Raw genomic sequence first — 17531 nt, forward strand, 5'->3', positions numbered from 1 at the left:
CATGGTGAATAAACGATTTAAATGGTCACTCATTAGTGTAGTCGTATTGGGCTCAATTTTTTTCACAGCCTGGGCAGGTGGAAATCGGAGCATGACCGCTGCGTCCACGGGAACATTGACAGCCGCACCGCAGATTGGATATCGCATGCCCCCGTTTACCTTGCCAGTCTTAGGTTCAGACAAAACGATTTCCTCTGCAAACCTCACCGGAAAACCGATTTTTATCAACTTCTGGACTTCCTGGTGTACGTATTGCAGGCTGGAAGCACCCGACATTGAGCAGGCCTACAAAAAGTATGGCAACAAAGTCGTGTTTCTCAGTGTCAACGTGACATCAGAGGACAGCATGCCAGCCATCGAAGCCTTTACGCAAGAGTTCGGAATGACATGGCAAGTTCCACTAGACACCACAGGTGCTGTAGCACAGAAATATCAGATTATTGCATTTCCCACTTCATTTTTTGTGAACAAGTCGGGGCTGATTGAAGATAAAGTCGTTGGTGCTCTTTCCCCTGGCACATTAAACGCTGATTTGGAGGCGATTTCAAAATAATGTTATCCATCTTGCAAAGAATTCCATCACTGTGGATAGCCTTGATTCTGGGTGGCATCGCGGCATCCCTGTATCTCCGATACCTTGTGCCAAAGAACCCGGAGAACCAGTTTGTGCGAGATAAAATCTTCACTATTGTACTCTTGTACATTTTGTTCAGTCGGTTTTCGGGCCTTATCCTACATCCGAGCGCCAATCTGCAAGCAGATCTCTTGTCTTTGCTCAGTGGTGCCTCATCCAGTGGATGGCTAGTTGGACTAGCTGCCTCGGTGCTCTATGCCTTGTTTTCATTTTGGCGTGCAAAACATCTTGATCCACACTGCTTGGCCGTACTGGCGGAAGCCATCTGTTTTGGAAGCCTGTTGTTTTTCGCATATCAGGCGTACACGGACCTGAACCCGTTTCGAATGGAAGATATCTTTCGGATCATCTGGTCTGCCGTTTTGATTTGGTTTGTTCGAACAAGGCGAGTTAAGTGGTCGGATCGACCCCAATGGATTTGGGGTGCATATAGCCTCGTACTACTGTTGACTTCAGCCTACGTCCCACATATTAACCGGATGTTCCTTTTTACGACGCCACAATGGATATTCGTCATCATCCTGCTGATTGCAGTTTACGCCGAAGCAAGACAGGATTTTGTAGCATCCGGAAGCGTCCAAACAATTGACCTTAATCGGGCATCGACGAACGATGGTATTGAAGGAGTTTCGAAATTGGACACGAAATCTGATGAGAAGTAAGTTTACCACACATCGGTACGTTGCCAATCAAGAATGGGAGACTGCTCTAATCTGTCTCTCATTCTTGAGCTTTCCAAACCATTTCCACGTACTCTCGCCCACTGAATAGCACTTTCAGAATGTGATTTGACCTTCGTGTTACCAACTTCTTGTTTGTCTCATTTCTGATTTCCATCACTTTGTACCCTGCTAATCCAACTCTATCGATTTTTTGTCTGGTTGAACTTGGCTCCTCAGCGATGCATACGGCGCATGTCGACAGGATCTTCATATTTTCTTCAAAAGTTTGTTGCATAATATATCATAATTCGACATAGAAGGGAGGAAATTTTCTCTCACCACACGAATCTGTATCAAATGAAAATCCGAACTCTATCTAGAGACGGGGGACGTATTTATAGGGGCGAATCTACCTGATGGTAGTAGGGAGCGATAAGCCACATCCCGAGCCCGACAACTAACCTCGTAGGATACAAAGGGGCTTATCCATGCGCAAAGCAGTAGTATCGGCTGTCGTAGCCGCAATGTTTACTGTGTCACTTCCATCTATGGCATTCGCACACACCAAGCAAAGTAACCAGACTACCTATGCCGCAGCCGTCAATAACCGTTCTACACCGCAATACGTGACTGTACAACGTGGTAACACATTGTATGGTCTTGCAAGGGAACATCATACAACGGTCCGTAATTTGACACAGTGGAACCGTATTCGCTCCACTCAAATCCTACATATTGGTCAGCGCCTGATTGTGGGGTGGAATACCTCCGCCAAATCCCGCACGAATTCGTCGACCACACTGAGCAGCCGCAGTGAATCCATCAACAGCAATCTTTCCAGTGCAGTTCTCGGGGAAACCATTGCGAGGTACGCAACTCAGTTTCAGGGAGTGCCTTATTCGTGGGGTGGCGAGTCACCGAGCGGGTTTGACTGTTCAGGGCTAGTCCAATTCACGTTTGGTCATTCCGGTGTTCAACTGGAGCGAACCAGTTACAGTCAATTCCAACAAGGTCAGTCTGTCTCCCTCAATGATTTGTCGCCAGGCGATTTAGTTTTCTATGACACAAACGGACCTGGAGCGTCCCATGTAGGCATTTATGTCGGGAATGGCCAGTTTATTCACTCAGGCGGTAGTCACGTACAAATTGCAAGTATGAACAATTCCTACTGGAGAGCACATTACATTGGTGCCAAACGGGTTACCAACTCTGTGTAACTATGCCGCACTACACTTCGATATCAATGTGGGTCGGCACCATGCTGACCTTTTTACTCAGGGGACCTCGAAGGTCCCCCTTAGTCTGTTCATCTGTGTAATCACAATCATTGAGCCATACGGCTTCGACTTCATATTTTTTTCATAATGGCCGTTTATACTAGAACTCGACTGGTAGGTTTCTCCTTATGTCAGATTTTTTCAAGATGCATTCGAATCGTAGCTAGGCAGAAAAAACATGAACCCCCTTCAAACACCCAAACAGGAACATTGTGAGGAGTGATTTCACATGAACGGAAAGAAACGCGTAGCGATTGCCGGAACGCTGATTGTTTTTGCCCTTGCAGGATGTGGATCGGGCGGTGGCGATACCGGCAATTCGGGCGGTGGCATGGGTAACATGGACATGAGCAATGGGACGATGAATATGACCAATGGCACAATGGATATGGGTAATCAAACAAATTCGACAAAGTAACCGGGTACGAGGGCCATCGTAAAACTGTCGTATGCGAAAAACGAGGTAGCCACTAAAAAGGCGGCCTCGTTCCTCCGTATGTTAGCCTCTATCCTTGGGTTAGGGGCACACTCTTCTCGTAGGGTATTGACGGTATAGCACCGGAAAAAATGTGAAGAGTGCTCCCTTTTCTTTTGCTTGTGATAAACCTTGACAGTTGGTTTAACGACACCAGGCAACGATTCCTCCAGAACCGCCGAACAACAACTCTCCTGTCGTGGCCATCAATGTTGTCCTTTCACCGCCGACATAAATTAAATTTGTTTTTGATTTCTCACTACACTAATATCTTTGGCCAGAGACTTCCCACAGGCGTTTGGACAACCTGAATACCCCACTCTCAGCGGAAATTGGGAGAGGTTTCTTAGCAATGGTCTCATCTAGCTTTCTCGCCACATCAATCCCTTTCCGCATTCCCCCCCATGCAACTCTGCAAACGTTTACGGTTGATATCCCATCCCTTATGGCGAAGTTGATGTGCGGCTCTGCGACTGCCGTGGCCAGGATGCGCCGTGTACACTTAATCGATATTGCTTCAGGCTCACCCCACCAGCAGACAGCTAAGCCGGCTTGTGATAAAAGCTTGAGCGATTAAGAGAAGGAGTTAGGTCTGCGTCGTCAGTGCGATCTTTCGATTCCATGCTCTACCATGCAAGGCGTTCGACGCCGCTCCGGGTCGATACCAAATTTTTGAGCCACTCGAGCTGAGCGGCTAGCTTCCCAACCTTGGCAATTCGTTCGACTTTTTGCTCCTGTACCTTTTGTTCCTTGGTGCCTTGTGCCCGTCCACAAATAGTCTGATGAAGTTCTCCGAGGCAACCTTCTGCCATTGGCTCAACTGCACGGGGATGGACACCGTACTGCGAAGCAATCTGTGCCATGGTTTTCTTTTCATTTAGTATTTCCTGAACAACAAGGGTTTGAATTTGAGTGTATACTGTTTTTTCATAGGCTTAGCGCAACTCAACTGTCCTCCTATCAGGTGTTGTCCAGTTTTACGGGCCACCATACCAGGACCACCAAAGTAGGTTTCATCCATCTCGACGATGCCAGACAACACGTACTGTTCATCTCGTGAACCCATAGCGTAGCGGATTTTGTGTAACATGAGCCACGCTGTTTTGTAGCTCACATCCAATTCTCGTGCAAGCGCCAGCGCAGATATACCACGCTTGTCGTGCGCCACGAGAAATAGCGCCCAGAACCAAATGCGCAGTGGTGTGCGAGTTTTGTGTAGAATGGTTCCAGCTATGAGCGATGATTGATGACGACATGCCGTACATTGAAACAAGACTCGTTCTGAAATCAAATAATACTTATCGTGTCCGCAACTCGGACAGCGAAATCCGTTAGGAAAGCGTATTGAAAAAAGGTGCTGACGGCACTCATCATCCGATTTGAACTTCTGTTGGAATGTGCGAAGTGTTAAATATGACTGCTTCATGGTCATCTCTCGTTTCCATGGAAGATAAGACCATTATACCAAACGTACGTTCGCAACACTACCAAGCTGAGCTAACGGAATAGCCACGTTCGGGAATATTACGTTTACATGATTTGTCCCTATCTTTGGACACTGTGAAATTTCAGTTATTTCTGGTCGCTCCTGATAAACGTGAGAAAGAAATCAAGGCTCAACTTCTGCGTCCGTCATTCCAACAAACACTCGAAATGCTGTCCTACATCGTCTTTTCCGATCTTAGATGCGACTGTGACGCAATGTGCAAATATGGTGCCGATGCGTCCGTCCTCAGCAAAATCTCCAAAGTTGTATAGCTCGCGCGAACTTTGATTCAAGCGCATACTTTCTTCACATTTGTCGATTATGATAAGACCTCAGCCGGGAGATACATCCCCGTATTTTGGTGGCGATTGCAATTGGCTGCCAAATTGGCAACAAGGTAATTGGTTTAGCTTGCCTACCTGGCAAGTCCCAATGCATTACGCCACACGTCAGTAAAAATTCGGTCTGACTACACTATATATCCGCAATACGGCTGTCGAATCCGTTTCTGCAATGACCGCCAGAACTAAGGTGCGAATAATCAAAACTTAGTGGCTCACCGGGGATGTGACATCCCCCAGTGTAGTTGATTTTCATATTGCCAATTCATTTCGTAGAGCATCCAACCCAAAGCGTTTCAAAAAGTGGGAAAACCGCTCCCGCTTCCTTCCGTTCTTCTGATAAACCTTAACGATTTGATTCACAACGCCTGGTAACAAATCGCTAGTGACTTTTTCCATTATTAATTTCCCTGACGAGGCATTCAATGTTTTCGTCTCACCACCGACATATACATTGAATGTGTCTTTTATTTTTACAATACCGATGTCCTTAGACAATGATTCTCCACATGCGTTGGGGCAACCAGAATACCCCACTCTCATCGGGAACGGGACAGACATACCTGCGATTGCCTTATCCAACTCTCTTGCAGCTTCAAGACCTTCGGATTCAGCGCCTTTACAAAAATTGCAGACGGCAAGATTTTTACTTTGCACATTTATACAACACACCTCCTTGATCTGAATCGTTCAAATGTCTGGACTCTCCGTTCATTATATCCGACTCTTATATGGCTGTGACTCACACGGTAGGATGAGGCTGATTACTAAGGGAACATGAGCTCTGTCATTCCGTGAGTTGTTCAAAATCCCGTTCAGTGTGGGCGTGTCACCGGCACAACTTGGCTATCGATTACCGCCCTTCAACATGCCGTCTCGAATCGTTGGCATGATAGGGGCACCGCTAACAAAATGACGCAAAACCCACGCTAAGACAATTTATGGAATAAAACATACGGTTTTTCTACTCTAAGCATCTTTCTCTCGGGTTCTAAGCGGTCTCAACGCATTCTCGGTAGTCGGTGGATTTGTATTGAAAGTGTACTCTCCAAGAAAATTGATGTGCTCCCATCCTAATGGGGAAATGTGATTTAGCAGTTCTTCGTGAAGTACCCCTTTCTTCGTTTGGAATTCTGTGGCCTTAGTCAAATAGAGGGTATTCCAGACGCTAATCGCATTAATCAAGATATTTAATGCGCTCGCGCGTTGGAGCTGATCCTGTAGGGCTCTCTCACGTAGTTCCCCATGCTTCCCGAAGAAGATGGCTCTGGCCAATGCATTCATCGCCTCACCTTTATTTAGCCCTCGGTGAATTCTTCGTCTCATGGATTCGCTTGAAACGTAATCCAAAATGAAAATCGTCTTTTCGATCCGCCCATCTCACGAAGTGCAGTAGCTAAACTGTTTTGCCGCGAGTATGAACCGAGTTCCTCATGATTATGCGGTGTGTTCGCTGCTCTTCTTGTGGAGCAAACGGACATGAGTTCAGTAAGAAACCGGAGGACACAACGATGTCCCATAATTGCTGGCGTCCCTTTCAAGTAAGAAAAGACATACCATCAAGGATATGTCTTCTCAAAGAAACACTACAGGTCTGATACTTTACTAACTTGTCTCATGGCTCGCCAGATTGAGTAACCACCGGCACCACCTACAACCAAAATAATTAATAATAAGGCAACGTTGATTGAATCAAGGTTGTAGATGTGCAACCCTGTCGGAAGAGCCCAGTCTGCCAGTTTCGGATCTAACAATTCAATAGCCCCTGCTGCAGCAAACAATATACCTCCAATGAGCAGCGTGTTCCCGGCAACGAATCGTCCTATAAACGCTTTGGCTTTGTCCCCCAGCTTCCTACTCTCAATCCATCGCCCAAACACGGCCCCAATCACAATCTGCATCAATAAAGTGCCAAGTCCATATAGTAGTCCAGGTAAGAATGCCACCCATGCACTTGGCATACGAGGCGAAATTACGGTGTATATGATGGTTGCGAACGCACCTGTTCCCCATCCTGCGATAAATCCATGAATCAATGCTAGTTTTACGGGCACCACTTCTTTATCAGTTGGAAGCGACGGCGTCAGCCGTTCTAACCACGGAAACAGATGCAGCGTTTTATTTCTATAAAGTATGAAGTACCCTGACAGCAGCATGACAACGCCGACAATGACGTACACAATCTGCTCAACACCTTGTCGCATGAGAAACCCAGCTAAAGCGAAGTACGCTAATTCGGATGCGATAGCCCGCTGCAACGTGAAGGCAAGTGAGAAAAACAAACCGGCTCGCATTCCACCACGCGTACTGTAACTTCCAATGGAGTAGCTGAATGTAATGGGCCAGGTGTGCTCATCCGGCGTAATACCGTGAACAATACCCATGAGAAAAACCGTAACTAAATCAATTAACCACGTAATGTGGTGGGGATCGTACCAAAAGTTCAATGAGTGCACCCCGCATCGTTTGCAGTCTGGCAGTCAGAACACGTTCCATACAAGTCGGAACGATGACTGCTTACACGGAAGTTGTCAGGCACATCAAACGAGGGACAGCTACCTTGAATATCCATTACCCTGTGGCAGGACAGACAAACGAAATGATGATGATGTTCACACCCGCAATAGGCATAAAAAATCGTTCCGTCTACAAGAAATGGTGTCGCGACACCCACCTTGGTAAGCACTTCGAGCAATCTGTAAACTGTTGTTAGGCCAATATTTATATCGTGTTTATCCGCCAATTCATATAGCTGACTTGGGGTCAACATCGAAGATGATGAAGCAAACACGTCCAAAAGGCTCTCGCGTTCGCTAGTTAAACGAAATTTCTGACCGTTTAATAGCTCTTTAATTTGCAATTTATCCATAAGACCACACCTTGTTCATTTATAGAAAGTAATTTTCTATAACAATATAAGCGGAAATATTGATGTCGTCAATATAGAAAATGATTTTCAATATTTCCGGTGATCGGGTTAAGACGCAAGATTTCACGTCTTATCAGCGTAGCATCGAGGAGTACTTACTGGCGAAACGAGGGAGTATCCGTTGCGGGGTCCTTGTTGCATTTACGGGTGCGATAGTGCAATATCGGCTATCACATAGATGCGAATGAATATACGAAGGTATACATATGACCGCGTTTTCTTCATATTTCGCACCATCAGCAAGATGCTTAGAGTTCAAAAGACAACTTCCAAACTCCATAAATTGTCTTAGCGTGGGTTTTGCGTTATTTTGTTGGCGGTACCCCATATTGGGCAACGATTAATTATGGGTTGGATTACATCACGTAGTTCGACGACCACTACCCGATCAACCACGTTAAGCGGGCGCAGCGAATCCTTGAGCAGTGGTCTTTCTGATGCTGTTCTTGGAGATAGCAATGCAAGATACGCTACTCAGTTTCAAGGCGTACCTTATTCCTGGAGTGGCGTCTTGTTGCCCGGCGTTCTGATATTCTTTGATGCGAACGGACCTGGCGCATCACATGTCGGCATTTACATCGGAAACGTCCATTTTGTCCATTCTGGTGGCAGAGCTGTAAGCGTTACGGACGTTAGCAATCCATACTGGAGGGTCTATTTTGTTGGTGCCAAGCGAATCACGGATTCTGTGTAACGGTGTTATTATAAGGCTCATGCCGGCCGAATATCGACGTTAGTCGGTGCGAAGACAGGCCATGGCGAGGGAAAACCGGTGGTTCCCTTCAATTGAATAAATCTTCACCACTAAGATGGATAGACTTATCTGAACAGCAGTAGAGCCCCTCATGCACGGCATCATACTTACCGTTGTGATATTTCTGCTTCAAAGTTCTTCGTATAGGTCTGCATTGATATTCCAAAATTAGATAGAAAGCTCTTCTCCGTCCCATTCTTTGCCCCTTCTATAAATTCCCGATATTTAGTTAGCCCGTACCTCTGGACGAGTTCATGAACAGCGCGGTAATCTTCCCATTCCACATTATAAGATGCATTGAGGATGTCCCTTTCCGAGGCGGAGAGTGGAAGCAATTGCCCACTTTGTGCAGCCCGCCGCAGTTGTTCATTATTTGCATGTATAATCTGATCAGCCTCCACTGAACTGACCTTCCTTTGTGCATCCATACCATCAAACCAAGCAGTCCCCTCATTCACCCATGTTGGGACTGAATCGCTTATTCCTTCTTGATTGAACACAGCATGTGTTACTTCGTGTGTAAAAATATTGGCTAAATCTGAGTTGCTCTGTAGAGCGGCCCAGTTAATCCATATATCAGAACCAGCTGTAATTCCGCCCGTTTTTGCAGCCATGCTCAATATGTCTTGAGAACCCACACCCGCCATTGCTAAGGCAGCCGCGTAACTTTGCTTTGAAGAAAACAGGGCAATATTCGTATTCTGTGGAGTAACGCCTAAATTTTCCTTAAGAATAGAGACTGACACTTGTGTTAAAATACTCGCCCCCAGTTTCAATTCTCTTTCTGATACCTGATCGTCTCCAGCCGCAATACTTACCCCGTTTGGAAGATGCACGGTCCTTCCTTGATTTACATTAGGCAGTTGATTGATGTTATACAGACGTGTTATATTGGGATCCATGAATTTCCCTAATTGTGTCCATTGCTCCGCGACTTTGTTCAGTTGTTTATGTAACTGCGGTTGCTTCGATAAACTCAATGCCACCCAATTCTTCAACGGTGTATAGACATGGGTTTGCAACATTCGGTAGGGAGCGGATTTTTCGACAATATCGGCCAACGGAGTAATGGAAACAAGTTGTAACACCAGGAACACCAGTCCACCGAAAACAACTGCGCGAACCGCCCCAACAACCGAACCAATCAAGGCGCCCAACAATCGACTGCGCCCAATTGAGGCAGGTAATTGGCGCGGGATAAATATGGTCAACTTTTGCAGTGCATGGTTTGAAGTCTCCGATATCACTAAATAAATAATGAAAAATACTATTGTGCGGACTATCCCTGGAATTCCCTGCCAAAGTTGAACTGCACGTTCTCCCCATAGTGGATAATGGTTTTTGGACTAAACCGCTACGCGGTGGTAAAAAACCGTCCCCTCCATTAACTGGTGCCTGTTGAAGTTACCCTGAATCCGTGACATCGGTTCTTAATCTCTTTGATCACTAACGCATGTCATTGTTTTCAGTTGAACAGTGAGTTCTAACGACGGCGGCGCCCCGAATGCCAACTCGAACGAATCCTGGCGCGATGCCTACCAGGATATGGGGAAGCATGGGATGAAGCTCTCAACCGAATGCCAAGTACAAACGACGGAACACAGTGAACCAGGGGTTGCGCCTACCTAATCTAAGATACCTACGTCGGGCATGTGTAGTCACCTTGGCGGCCAGCGTGATAAGATTTTGGATCACAGTTCGAATCCTGCGACGCTGCACCGTATTTTTCAGGGGAGCGTCCTCTCGTTTCAGGCTCTCCTGCCCAATCATGCGCAGGAGATTGTAGGCCAGTACAGCAAAATGAAGTACGAGGTCATTGGTATCAAATTTCCCAGATGGAAGCCGCTCCACGTCGAGATCTGTTTTCAGTTCACTATGGAATTGCTCCATTGTGCCATGGGCGTGGTACAAGTCAATCACCACTGAAGCCGCATCCGGCAGGGATGTCAAATAGACGTCGACCTCAATCTCGGGTACGAGAAGCATCTGACCGTTCTTATCGATGGTACGCTCAATGACTTCGAAGACCATTCGGACGGGCTTGCTGAGTCCCTTCATCGACGACAGAATCGAACCGCGGTAGATTTTCTTACCCGGGCGAGATTCGCAACACATGCCTTGACGCTGGGCAGTGAGTAGCCACACGTCTGAACTCTCACGCCGTAGATTCCGCTTGATGATGAAGTCGGCGTACGTGCCCTCGGATCGACAGACTACCAGGTTATCTACACTGTCATTCCCGGCATCCATGCGAAGTAAAAGTGGCAAAGAGGTGATGCGCTTCGCATAGCGAATACTCTCGGCCAGAAACTTTGCAGTGCCCTTTTGACAATGCGTGCTGCCCTCCCGCAGATTGACGTGTACACCGTAACCCTCATGGCCGAGATACGCAAAGATCGGGGCGTACCCGTCGTGGCCCTTGTAGGTTCTGGACACACCCTGTTTTTTGGTCCCCGAGTTGTCAAATGGCGAGACGTCGATATCCAGTGGGACGTACGAACGTTCTTTATCTCGTCCTAAGTGAACGGGCGAGACGCTGACGCCGAAATCATGCAGGAGATTGGCTGACTCCTCCAGAATGATAGGTTTCCAGTCAGAGATTGGGGCGGCCATATCGAAGCGTTGGCGCAGCGTAGGGCTGGATGGAACAGTGCCAATTTGCAAGGCAGCAAAAAAGAATTCGTCCTCACGAAACGGCTCGATGTGGTCGAAGTCGCTCTTTCCCTGGCAGAGCAAACCAAGGTATGAGTAGGCGACATCACGATTGGAGATGTCTGGCGTACCCACCCCGGGCACGGTCGTTTGATTCAAACGCGATCCAAGATTCGTTTTATCCAGCAGTAGTCCGACAAGGGACAGGCCTGAATGCGTTGTCATGGTCTCGTCAGATTGCTCAATGATGAAGCGCAAGAGATCACCTCATTGGTGAATTTAGATAACCCGGAATATCTCCCGTTCTCTCTATTTTACTTCATCATTCTATTAATTTCGAAGCTTTTCAAATACTCGTGTCACGGATTCAGGGTTACTTTCCTCGCACCAGAGATTCCCTTAAGATTCGCGCTATGCAGCCCTTTTTCGACTGCAAATGAATCTTGAGGAGAATGCGAAATGAACGAACAAAGACAAGTGTTAAAACGGTTGGCAGAAGATATTCGGCTTCGGGGGTTATCGCAGAATACACTAGAGAGCTATACCATGCATGCACGGATTTTTCTGGAGTTTAGTGGCCACCGACCGATAGAACAACTGAATACAGAAGATATCCGCCGATTTCTGCTACATTTAATCCATGAAAAGAAGGTGTCGCCCGGAACCGTAAACGTCTACAGCGCTGCGATTCGTTTTCTCTTTGCTGTGACCTTGAATCGTACGCTGAATTACCTCCAAATTCCTCGTCAGAAAAAACACAAGACCCTGCCTGAAGTGTACCAGGGATGAAGTGAACTCTATTTTGGAGAGTTGCCACAACATCAAACACAAGGCCATGTTGATGGTGGTCTATAGCTCAGGGCTACGGGTCAGCGAGGCCGCAGCCCTCAAAATCCAGCACATTGATTCAAAAAACATGCGTTTGTTTGTGCAAAACGGTAAAGGTGGCAAAGACCGCTACACTTTACTGTCAGACGCCTGCCTAAACGTTTTGCGCAAGTACTGGAAGGAATACCGGCCAAAGCACCCCGAGGGATGGCTGTTTCTTGGCACGTACAACGTGACCCATATTACCCCTGACGCCATCGGCGATGCTTTCAATAAAGCGGTCCAAAGAGCTCACATCGCCAAACAAGCGTCCATCCACGCTCTAAGACACTCCTTCGCCACACACCTACTGGAAGATGGGGCCACATTGCTACAGATCAAATCATTGCTGGGACATGCCAGTGTTCAGTCCACGACAATCTATTTGCATCTAGCGAATATGCCTTCTGGTATCGTAAGTCCGCTGGACAGTCATTCCACAGGCACTGAGTTTGAGGTTTCTTCACATGCCTGAATTACAAGACATCTTTGCGCAGCATGGAGAAGCGTATCAAGTCAAACACCGTCTTCCACCTGACCAGCAGAAAGTGATCCGCGCGATTCGAAACTGTAGAACTGCTGCGTTAGGTGGACATGTGGATGAATGTGACGAATGCGGATTCGTGCGGGTCTCTTACAATTCGTGTCGTAATCGTCATTGTCCCAAATGCCAAACGCTCACCAAGGAACGTTGGATTGAGGCTCGAAAAGACGACTTGCTCAATGTTGGATATTTTCATGTGGTGTTTACTCTGCCTGACCTACTAAATTCCGTTGCGTATCAAAATCCCAAGACTATCTACGGCCTTCTCTTCAAGGCAGCGGCCGAAACGCTGTCCGAACTCGCCGCTGACCCCAAATATTTGGGTGCACAAATTGGTTTCACAGGAGTCCTCCATACATGGGGGCAGAACCTGATGCATCATCCGCATCTGCACTGCATTGTGCCCGGCGGCGGACTGACTTCCAATGGCAGGTGGGTGAACTCGCGAAAGAAGTTTTTCATCCCGGTGAAGGTGCTGTCTCGGAAATTCAGAGGCAAGTTCCTGCATTATTTGAAAGAGGCGAAGCTTGAATTTTACGGCTCCATCGTGCACTTGCAAGAGCAGAGCCAGTTTCAGGATTGGATGTCTTCTCTATACCAAAAAGAATGGGTGGTCTACTGCAAACCGCCCTTCAAAAACGCTGGACACGTTGTGGAATACCTTGGACGCTACACTCACCGCGTGGCTATTTCCAATCACCGGATTGTCAATTTGGAAGCGGGAATGGTGACGTTCAAGTGGCGGGACTACAAGGATGACAACCAACAGAAGGAGATGAGTCTGACCGCAGATGAATTCATCCGTCGTTTTTTGATTCACGTGTTACCTACCGGATTTACGAGGATTCGGCACTACGGGCTACTCAGTCCCAGAAATAAAGCAACCAAGCTGAAACTGTGTAAACGACTTACGAAGACCGCCGTAAGAACAACTCCACTCCCCAAGCTGTCCGCTCTGGAATTCTTGGAGAAGCTCACTGGCAGAGATTTCACCGTTTGTCCTTGCTGCGGTATTGGTCATCTCAGAGCTTCACCAGAACAAGGAATTGCATAGCCTTGGTCGAGCGCCTCTTGATTGGGGAGGGGGAAACTGTATCCGCTTGCCATATCATGCGGCCAATCACCGCCTGTTTCCCGCCAATTAGCTCTTCTCTGAACCTGTAACATCGGTTTATCAAGACACCATGAGCCTGTTTCTTTCCCCATAGTGGCGGGCGACCGCAGTTTAGTCCAATAGAATTATCCAAAATCGGCGTTCCTTCACGGAATGCCACCTCTTTTTACTCGATTTTCGATAATTCTCTATTCATTATTTTGAGTTATATAATTCGTGAATTGGATGCTAATTACCCATGTAAACCATAGAGCCCCAATTCCAACCGCCGTAGAAATGAACCGACTCACGACATAAACGAGTTCTGTAGCAAACCGATGCAAGACACCCGAAATAATGGAGTACAGTAAAATCCCCGCAAGTGTTAATGTCATCCAGTCGATGTACATAATACCCCCCATTCATAGCTTTTCGCAGTGTCCCCTGTTTTCTGTCTAAAAATATGGCATTTTAGGAGTCTTGATATCCGAGTAGGAGTCAAATCAGCGACTTCAATGCCTCAGTTCACGCGTACACAAACCCGCACATAAGAGGTCTGTTGCCCCCATATTAATCGCATCAGTTGAAATTTTATCCAGTTTGCAGACGGGTGGTGATAACGCTTCTTTTCTCTCCGCTGCACCCGACGACCAACTGATTCTCACCTATGCTATCCATCTCTTGGCACTGCGTTACAGTTTATCGCTTCAAGACAATGTGATCCATGGCGCCCAGAGAAATTCTCGCAGGGTAGTAAAGCATCGTTCGTCTTACAGTGGTCGTCATTCGTATTAGAAAAAGCAAGAGATATGCGTTCCCCAGACTTTCAGGGCGTTCGGTTGCTGTTGCAACGAGAGCTTCCTGGAATCCCGCTCAACGGAAGGCTCGTCTTCTACCAGACCTTCGAACCAGGGCTCATACATGGCATTACATTTACATTTACTTGTTTGCACGTCACCCTTTCCCGTCAACAAATTCTCCGAGGATCTTGAAGCCTGTCGTCTTTCCTAAAGTGACAAAACCCCGCCATAGGGTAGGTAGGCGGGGCTCATGCTTTTCACCTTTATTTCGATTCCGCGTTCATTTCCTCTTTCAATTTGGCCAAAGCGTCCTCCACTTCCGCATTCGCGTGCGACTTTTTCAATTCATTCATTTCATAGGACAAAGAGGACGTCATCGACGCATAAGCAGCTTGACCCTCCGCCTCCCGACGTTCGACCTTTTCCTCCATCCGATCAAACTTGGACAACGGGTCGTCCTTACCTATCCCGCTAATTACGTCCGCCGCGCCTTTCTGCGCAACAGCCCGACGATTACGACGAACCAGGTCATCGCGCCTTTCCTTGGCTTCTTCTAGTTTATCCTGTAGCAACTGATACTGTTCTCTCATCTGAGCGGAAGTTTGACCGGCATCTTCTAACTCAGGCTTTAGTTTTTCAAGACGATTCTTTTCCTTTTGCTCATGTTCGAGCGCTTTGTGTGCCAAATCTTCTCGGTTCTGCTGCAGGGCAAGTTTCGCCTGTTTGTGCCAATCGTCAATGGCAGCCTCGCATTCATGAATTTGCTTTTCAATCATGATACGCTCAGCTTCGAATCGATTCACCTCGACAGAGAATTGGCGTAAATGATCCGTTGCGTCCTCAATATAAAGGTTTAGACTCTTTTCGGGATCCTCTGCCTTACTGATGATGTCATTTATGTTGGCCCGAACAAGATCTTTCATTCTCGCTATCAATGACATATTGGTTCATCTCCCTTTCGGTTTTTTAATTGAACCCACAGACAACGTACTACAAATTCATGGAGAAAGTGTGGAGAATGCAAAACAAAGCCTCGGGTCTGACTAATCGTCACAATACTGACGAGAATCAGCACGCCCAAAGGAAGCTTGCGTGATGAATCGGCCAGGCTCTCCATCTTCGCCATAGTCCCATACAAAAACGTGCCCCGTTGGGATGGTATGGTTCAAGACATGTACTGGACCCTTGGTCACTCGATATACGGCTTGAAATGGACAACTTGCCCAATAGCCATCCTCATGTATTTCACCACGGGATATGAGTTGTTCCGTGGTAGATACATACTCCCGCTCGACATTTGTGACTTGATGTTGTCTCCAGTGTTCTTCTAAGTCGCGTTCGGCCTCGTCCCATTCGCCATCTTGGCGAATCTCACGGATGGCAATCGGAGAGGTCACCTTCCAAACATCATTTGCGTCAAGTTTGGAGTAAGCATACTGACCCGATGGCGATGCGTTTTTCAACAGTGAGGGGTCTTCAAGTCCTTGTGCGATGAGCAAATAACTGGATAAGGTAGTCCAGTACTGCGTTTCCGCCTCCTCATGACTGCTCCGGGGAACATGACGTCCCCCGAGGATGGAACCAACAGTCGCGTCACCGGTACCTCTTCGTGTACGTGCTTCCTCATACAGCAAAATTGCTTCCTTGTATAAATCTGCTCTTAGTCGGGCATGTTCCATTCTTTCTTTAAACATTGATTCCATCTCATCTGTTGCGCGGCGCATACCGGCAAGATGTTCCACCGGACACAATCCAGACGACTCAATACGCTTACCCAACCGAATCGGTAGATGAATCTTCGAACTCCCTTCAAAAGCGGCCTCTTGGCGGGCAGCGACTAACAAGTCTGGGATTTTTCCGTACCACGCCTCGGCTTGCTCATGCGTCATCATGGGAACTGGCAATGACTTGTGCGCATCACTTGAATAGGCGTTCAGTAGCAACGCGTCCCCCATGACTTGGAGGCTTTTTGCCGCCTGAATGATTGTCCTCGCTTTCAGGTTCGGACAATCCGCAAGCTCCACAACGACTTCAAACACTTCTTCGCCCATTCTCTTATAGCCTTCCAAATGCTCTGGAGAATCGATCCACTTTCCAGATATGGAACTTCGAATACGATCCAAAAAGCCCATTGTTACCCTCCTGTTCAGAACAAAATTCTTCTTACATTAGATTTTACCATCCGATGTGTTCACCACAAATTTATAACCAGCTCCCCAGACAGTTACAATGGGATCTACATCCACTTCGCGTAACTTCTCCCGTAAGTTTTTGATGTGGCTGTCCACGGTGCGTATGTCTCCATCAAAATCCAGGCCCCAGATTCGTTCCAGCAACTCCTCACGAGTAAATGTTCGCCCAGGACGCTTTGCCAGTAACCATAAAATATCGAACTCGGTTTGGGTGAGAACAAGCGAAATACCGTGTACAGAAACCAGTTTCGGCTCCGGCTCAATTGTCATATTCAGTGCCCGGATATGGTATGGCTCCGTCTCGGTTCCCACTGATCTACGTAACAGTGATTGGACACGCGCTACCAACTCACGACCGTCAAACGGTTTCGTCAAGTAGTCATCTGCCCCCATCGACAGTCCCTGCACCTTGTCTTCAATGGACGTTCGCGCTGTTAGCATCAAGATAGGCATCTCTGGCTCAATTGCCCGAATTTCCTTGCACGTTTCCCACCCGCTCATGCCGGGCATCATCAAATCCAATATGATCATATGGTATGTTTCTGCTTCAATTTGCGACAAAGCCACCTCACCATTACTTGCCTCACCAATGGTGTACCCTGCATTCGTGAGATAAATCTTGAGCAACTGTCGCATCGGTGCCTCATCATCAACGATGAGTATTTTGTACACGACAGGAACCTCCCTTCACAAACGACGATGGGCATATCGTAACAGGCAAATTTGTAGAAAGTGTGTGTTCGGTGTGGATAATAACCCCATATAATTGTCGTCTTCTCAACTCTGTCGAATTTGGCGAGGTATCTCCATGGTTTCTCCATAAAT

Annotated in this window: 16 protein-coding genes, 2 pseudogenes and 1 riboswitch; of the genes and pseudogenes, 8 read left to right on the forward strand and 10 right to left on the reverse strand. The window is 47.2% G+C overall.

Annotated elements, in window-relative coordinates; genetic code table 11:
* The first annotated feature begins 1 nt into the window (after position 1).
* From AYW79_RS04410 to AYW79_RS04425, 4 genes are all read left to right on the forward strand, one after another.
* Positions 2–553, forward strand: coding sequence for a TlpA family protein disulfide reductase (locus AYW79_RS04410; protein WP_067953270.1), 552 nt, complete (start codon positions 2–4; stop codon positions 551–553).
* Positions 553–1296 carry a hypothetical protein gene (locus AYW79_RS04415; protein WP_067562151.1) on the forward strand — a complete coding sequence of 248 codons (744 nt, stop codon included), beginning with the start codon at positions 553–555 and terminating at the stop codon, positions 1294–1296. Before AYW79_RS04410 ends, AYW79_RS04415 begins: the two co-directional genes overlap by 1 nt.
* A gap of 353 nt (positions 1297–1649) precedes the next feature.
* Positions 1650–1783: riboswitch (cyclic di-AMP (ydaO/yuaA leader) on the forward strand.
* Position 1784: 1 nt separating this feature from the next.
* Entirely contained in the window at positions 1785–2513 is a 729-nt protein-coding gene (locus tag AYW79_RS04420; RefSeq protein WP_067562154.1) for a C40 family peptidase, read from the forward strand.
* A gap of 289 nt (positions 2514–2802) precedes the next feature.
* Positions 2803–2991 carry a hypothetical protein gene (locus tag AYW79_RS04425; RefSeq protein WP_067562157.1) on the forward strand — a complete coding sequence of 63 codons (189 nt, stop codon included), beginning with the start codon at positions 2803–2805 and terminating at the stop codon, positions 2989–2991.
* A 1057-nt stretch (positions 2992–4048) separates the two neighbouring features.
* Here AYW79_RS04425 and AYW79_RS04435 read toward each other — a convergent pair.
* The 5 genes and pseudogenes from AYW79_RS04435 to AYW79_RS15150 all read right to left on the reverse strand — a co-directional run.
* Positions 4049–4480 (reverse strand): annotated as a pseudogene (locus AYW79_RS04435) (IS1595 family transposase); the annotation flags it as partial.
* 647 nt (positions 4481–5127) lie between these two features.
* The gene (locus AYW79_RS04440) at positions 5128–5532 is read right to left on the reverse strand and encodes an NAD(P)/FAD-dependent oxidoreductase (RefSeq protein ID WP_067562165.1); all 405 of its coding nucleotides are present in this window, start codon (positions 5530–5532) and stop codon (positions 5128–5130) included.
* 312 nt (positions 5533–5844) lie between these two features.
* Positions 5845–6305 (reverse strand): annotated as a pseudogene (locus AYW79_RS04445) (Tn3 family transposase); the annotation flags it as partial.
* Between the two features lie 156 nt (positions 6306–6461).
* Complete coding sequence (locus AYW79_RS04450; protein ID WP_067562171.1) at positions 6462–7331, reverse strand: hypothetical protein; 870 nt, start codon at positions 7329–7331, stop codon at positions 6462–6464.
* Positions 7319–7744, reverse strand: coding sequence for a Fur family transcriptional regulator (locus tag AYW79_RS15150; RefSeq protein ID WP_082806774.1), 426 nt, complete (start codon positions 7742–7744; stop codon positions 7319–7321). The genes AYW79_RS04450 and AYW79_RS15150 overlap by 13 nt, the downstream gene beginning before the upstream one ends.
* A gap of 406 nt (positions 7745–8150) precedes the next feature.
* Between AYW79_RS15150 and AYW79_RS16360 the strand changes: the two genes are divergently transcribed.
* On the forward strand, positions 8151–8498 hold the full coding sequence (locus AYW79_RS16360; protein ID WP_082806773.1) for a C40 family peptidase: 348 nt from the start codon (positions 8151–8153) through the stop codon (positions 8496–8498).
* A gap of 167 nt (positions 8499–8665) precedes the next feature.
* On the opposite strand, the gene AYW79_RS04455 is transcribed toward AYW79_RS16360, so the two are convergent.
* Together AYW79_RS04455 and AYW79_RS04460 are read right to left on the reverse strand one after the other, a co-directional pair.
* The gene (locus AYW79_RS04455) at positions 8666–9715 is read right to left on the reverse strand and encodes a gluzincin family metallopeptidase (protein WP_156481898.1); all 1050 of its coding nucleotides are present in this window, start codon (positions 9713–9715) and stop codon (positions 8666–8668) included.
* 412 nt (positions 9716–10127) lie between these two features.
* Positions 10128–11468 (reverse strand): IS1380 family transposase, encoded by a 1341-nt coding sequence (locus tag AYW79_RS04460; protein WP_269449071.1) that lies wholly within the window; start codon positions 11466–11468, stop codon positions 10128–10130.
* 201 nt (positions 11469–11669) lie between these two features.
* Here AYW79_RS04460 and AYW79_RS15800 point away from each other — a divergent pair, with 201 nt between their 5' ends.
* From AYW79_RS15800 to AYW79_RS04470, 3 genes are read left to right on the forward strand one after another with little or no spacing between them, the layout of a single operon-like run.
* On the forward strand, positions 11670–11999 hold the full coding sequence (locus AYW79_RS15800; protein ID WP_197461010.1) for a site-specific integrase: 330 nt from the start codon (positions 11670–11672) through the stop codon (positions 11997–11999).
* Position 12000: 1 nt separating this feature from the next.
* Complete coding sequence (locus tag AYW79_RS15805; RefSeq protein WP_197461009.1) at positions 12001–12552, forward strand: tyrosine-type recombinase/integrase; 552 nt, start codon at positions 12001–12003, stop codon at positions 12550–12552.
* Complete coding sequence (locus AYW79_RS04470; RefSeq protein ID WP_067562176.1) at positions 12545–13675, forward strand: IS91 family transposase; 1131 nt, start codon at positions 12545–12547, stop codon at positions 13673–13675. Before AYW79_RS15805 ends, AYW79_RS04470 begins: the two co-directional genes overlap by 8 nt.
* Positions 13676–14777: 1102 nt before the next feature.
* On the opposite strand, the gene AYW79_RS04480 is transcribed toward AYW79_RS04470, so the two are convergent.
* The 3 genes from AYW79_RS04480 to AYW79_RS04490 form a co-directional block, all read right to left on the reverse strand.
* Positions 14778–15455 carry a PspA/IM30 family protein gene (locus tag AYW79_RS04480; RefSeq protein WP_067562181.1) on the reverse strand — a complete coding sequence of 226 codons (678 nt, stop codon included), beginning with the start codon at positions 15453–15455 and terminating at the stop codon, positions 14778–14780.
* 102 nt (positions 15456–15557) lie between these two features.
* Positions 15558–16646 carry a hypothetical protein gene (locus AYW79_RS04485; protein WP_067562183.1) on the reverse strand — a complete coding sequence of 363 codons (1089 nt, stop codon included), beginning with the start codon at positions 16644–16646 and terminating at the stop codon, positions 15558–15560.
* Between the two features lie 36 nt (positions 16647–16682).
* Entirely contained in the window at positions 16683–17378 is a 696-nt protein-coding gene (locus AYW79_RS04490; protein WP_197461008.1) for a response regulator transcription factor, read from the reverse strand.
* Positions 17379–17531: the final 153 nt, after the last annotated feature.

Origin of the sequence: Ferroacidibacillus organovorans (assembly GCF_001642725.1) — a bacterium.
In the GTDB taxonomy this organism is placed as follows: Bacteria; Bacillota; Bacilli; order Alicyclobacillales; family SLC66; genus Ferroacidibacillus; species Ferroacidibacillus organovorans.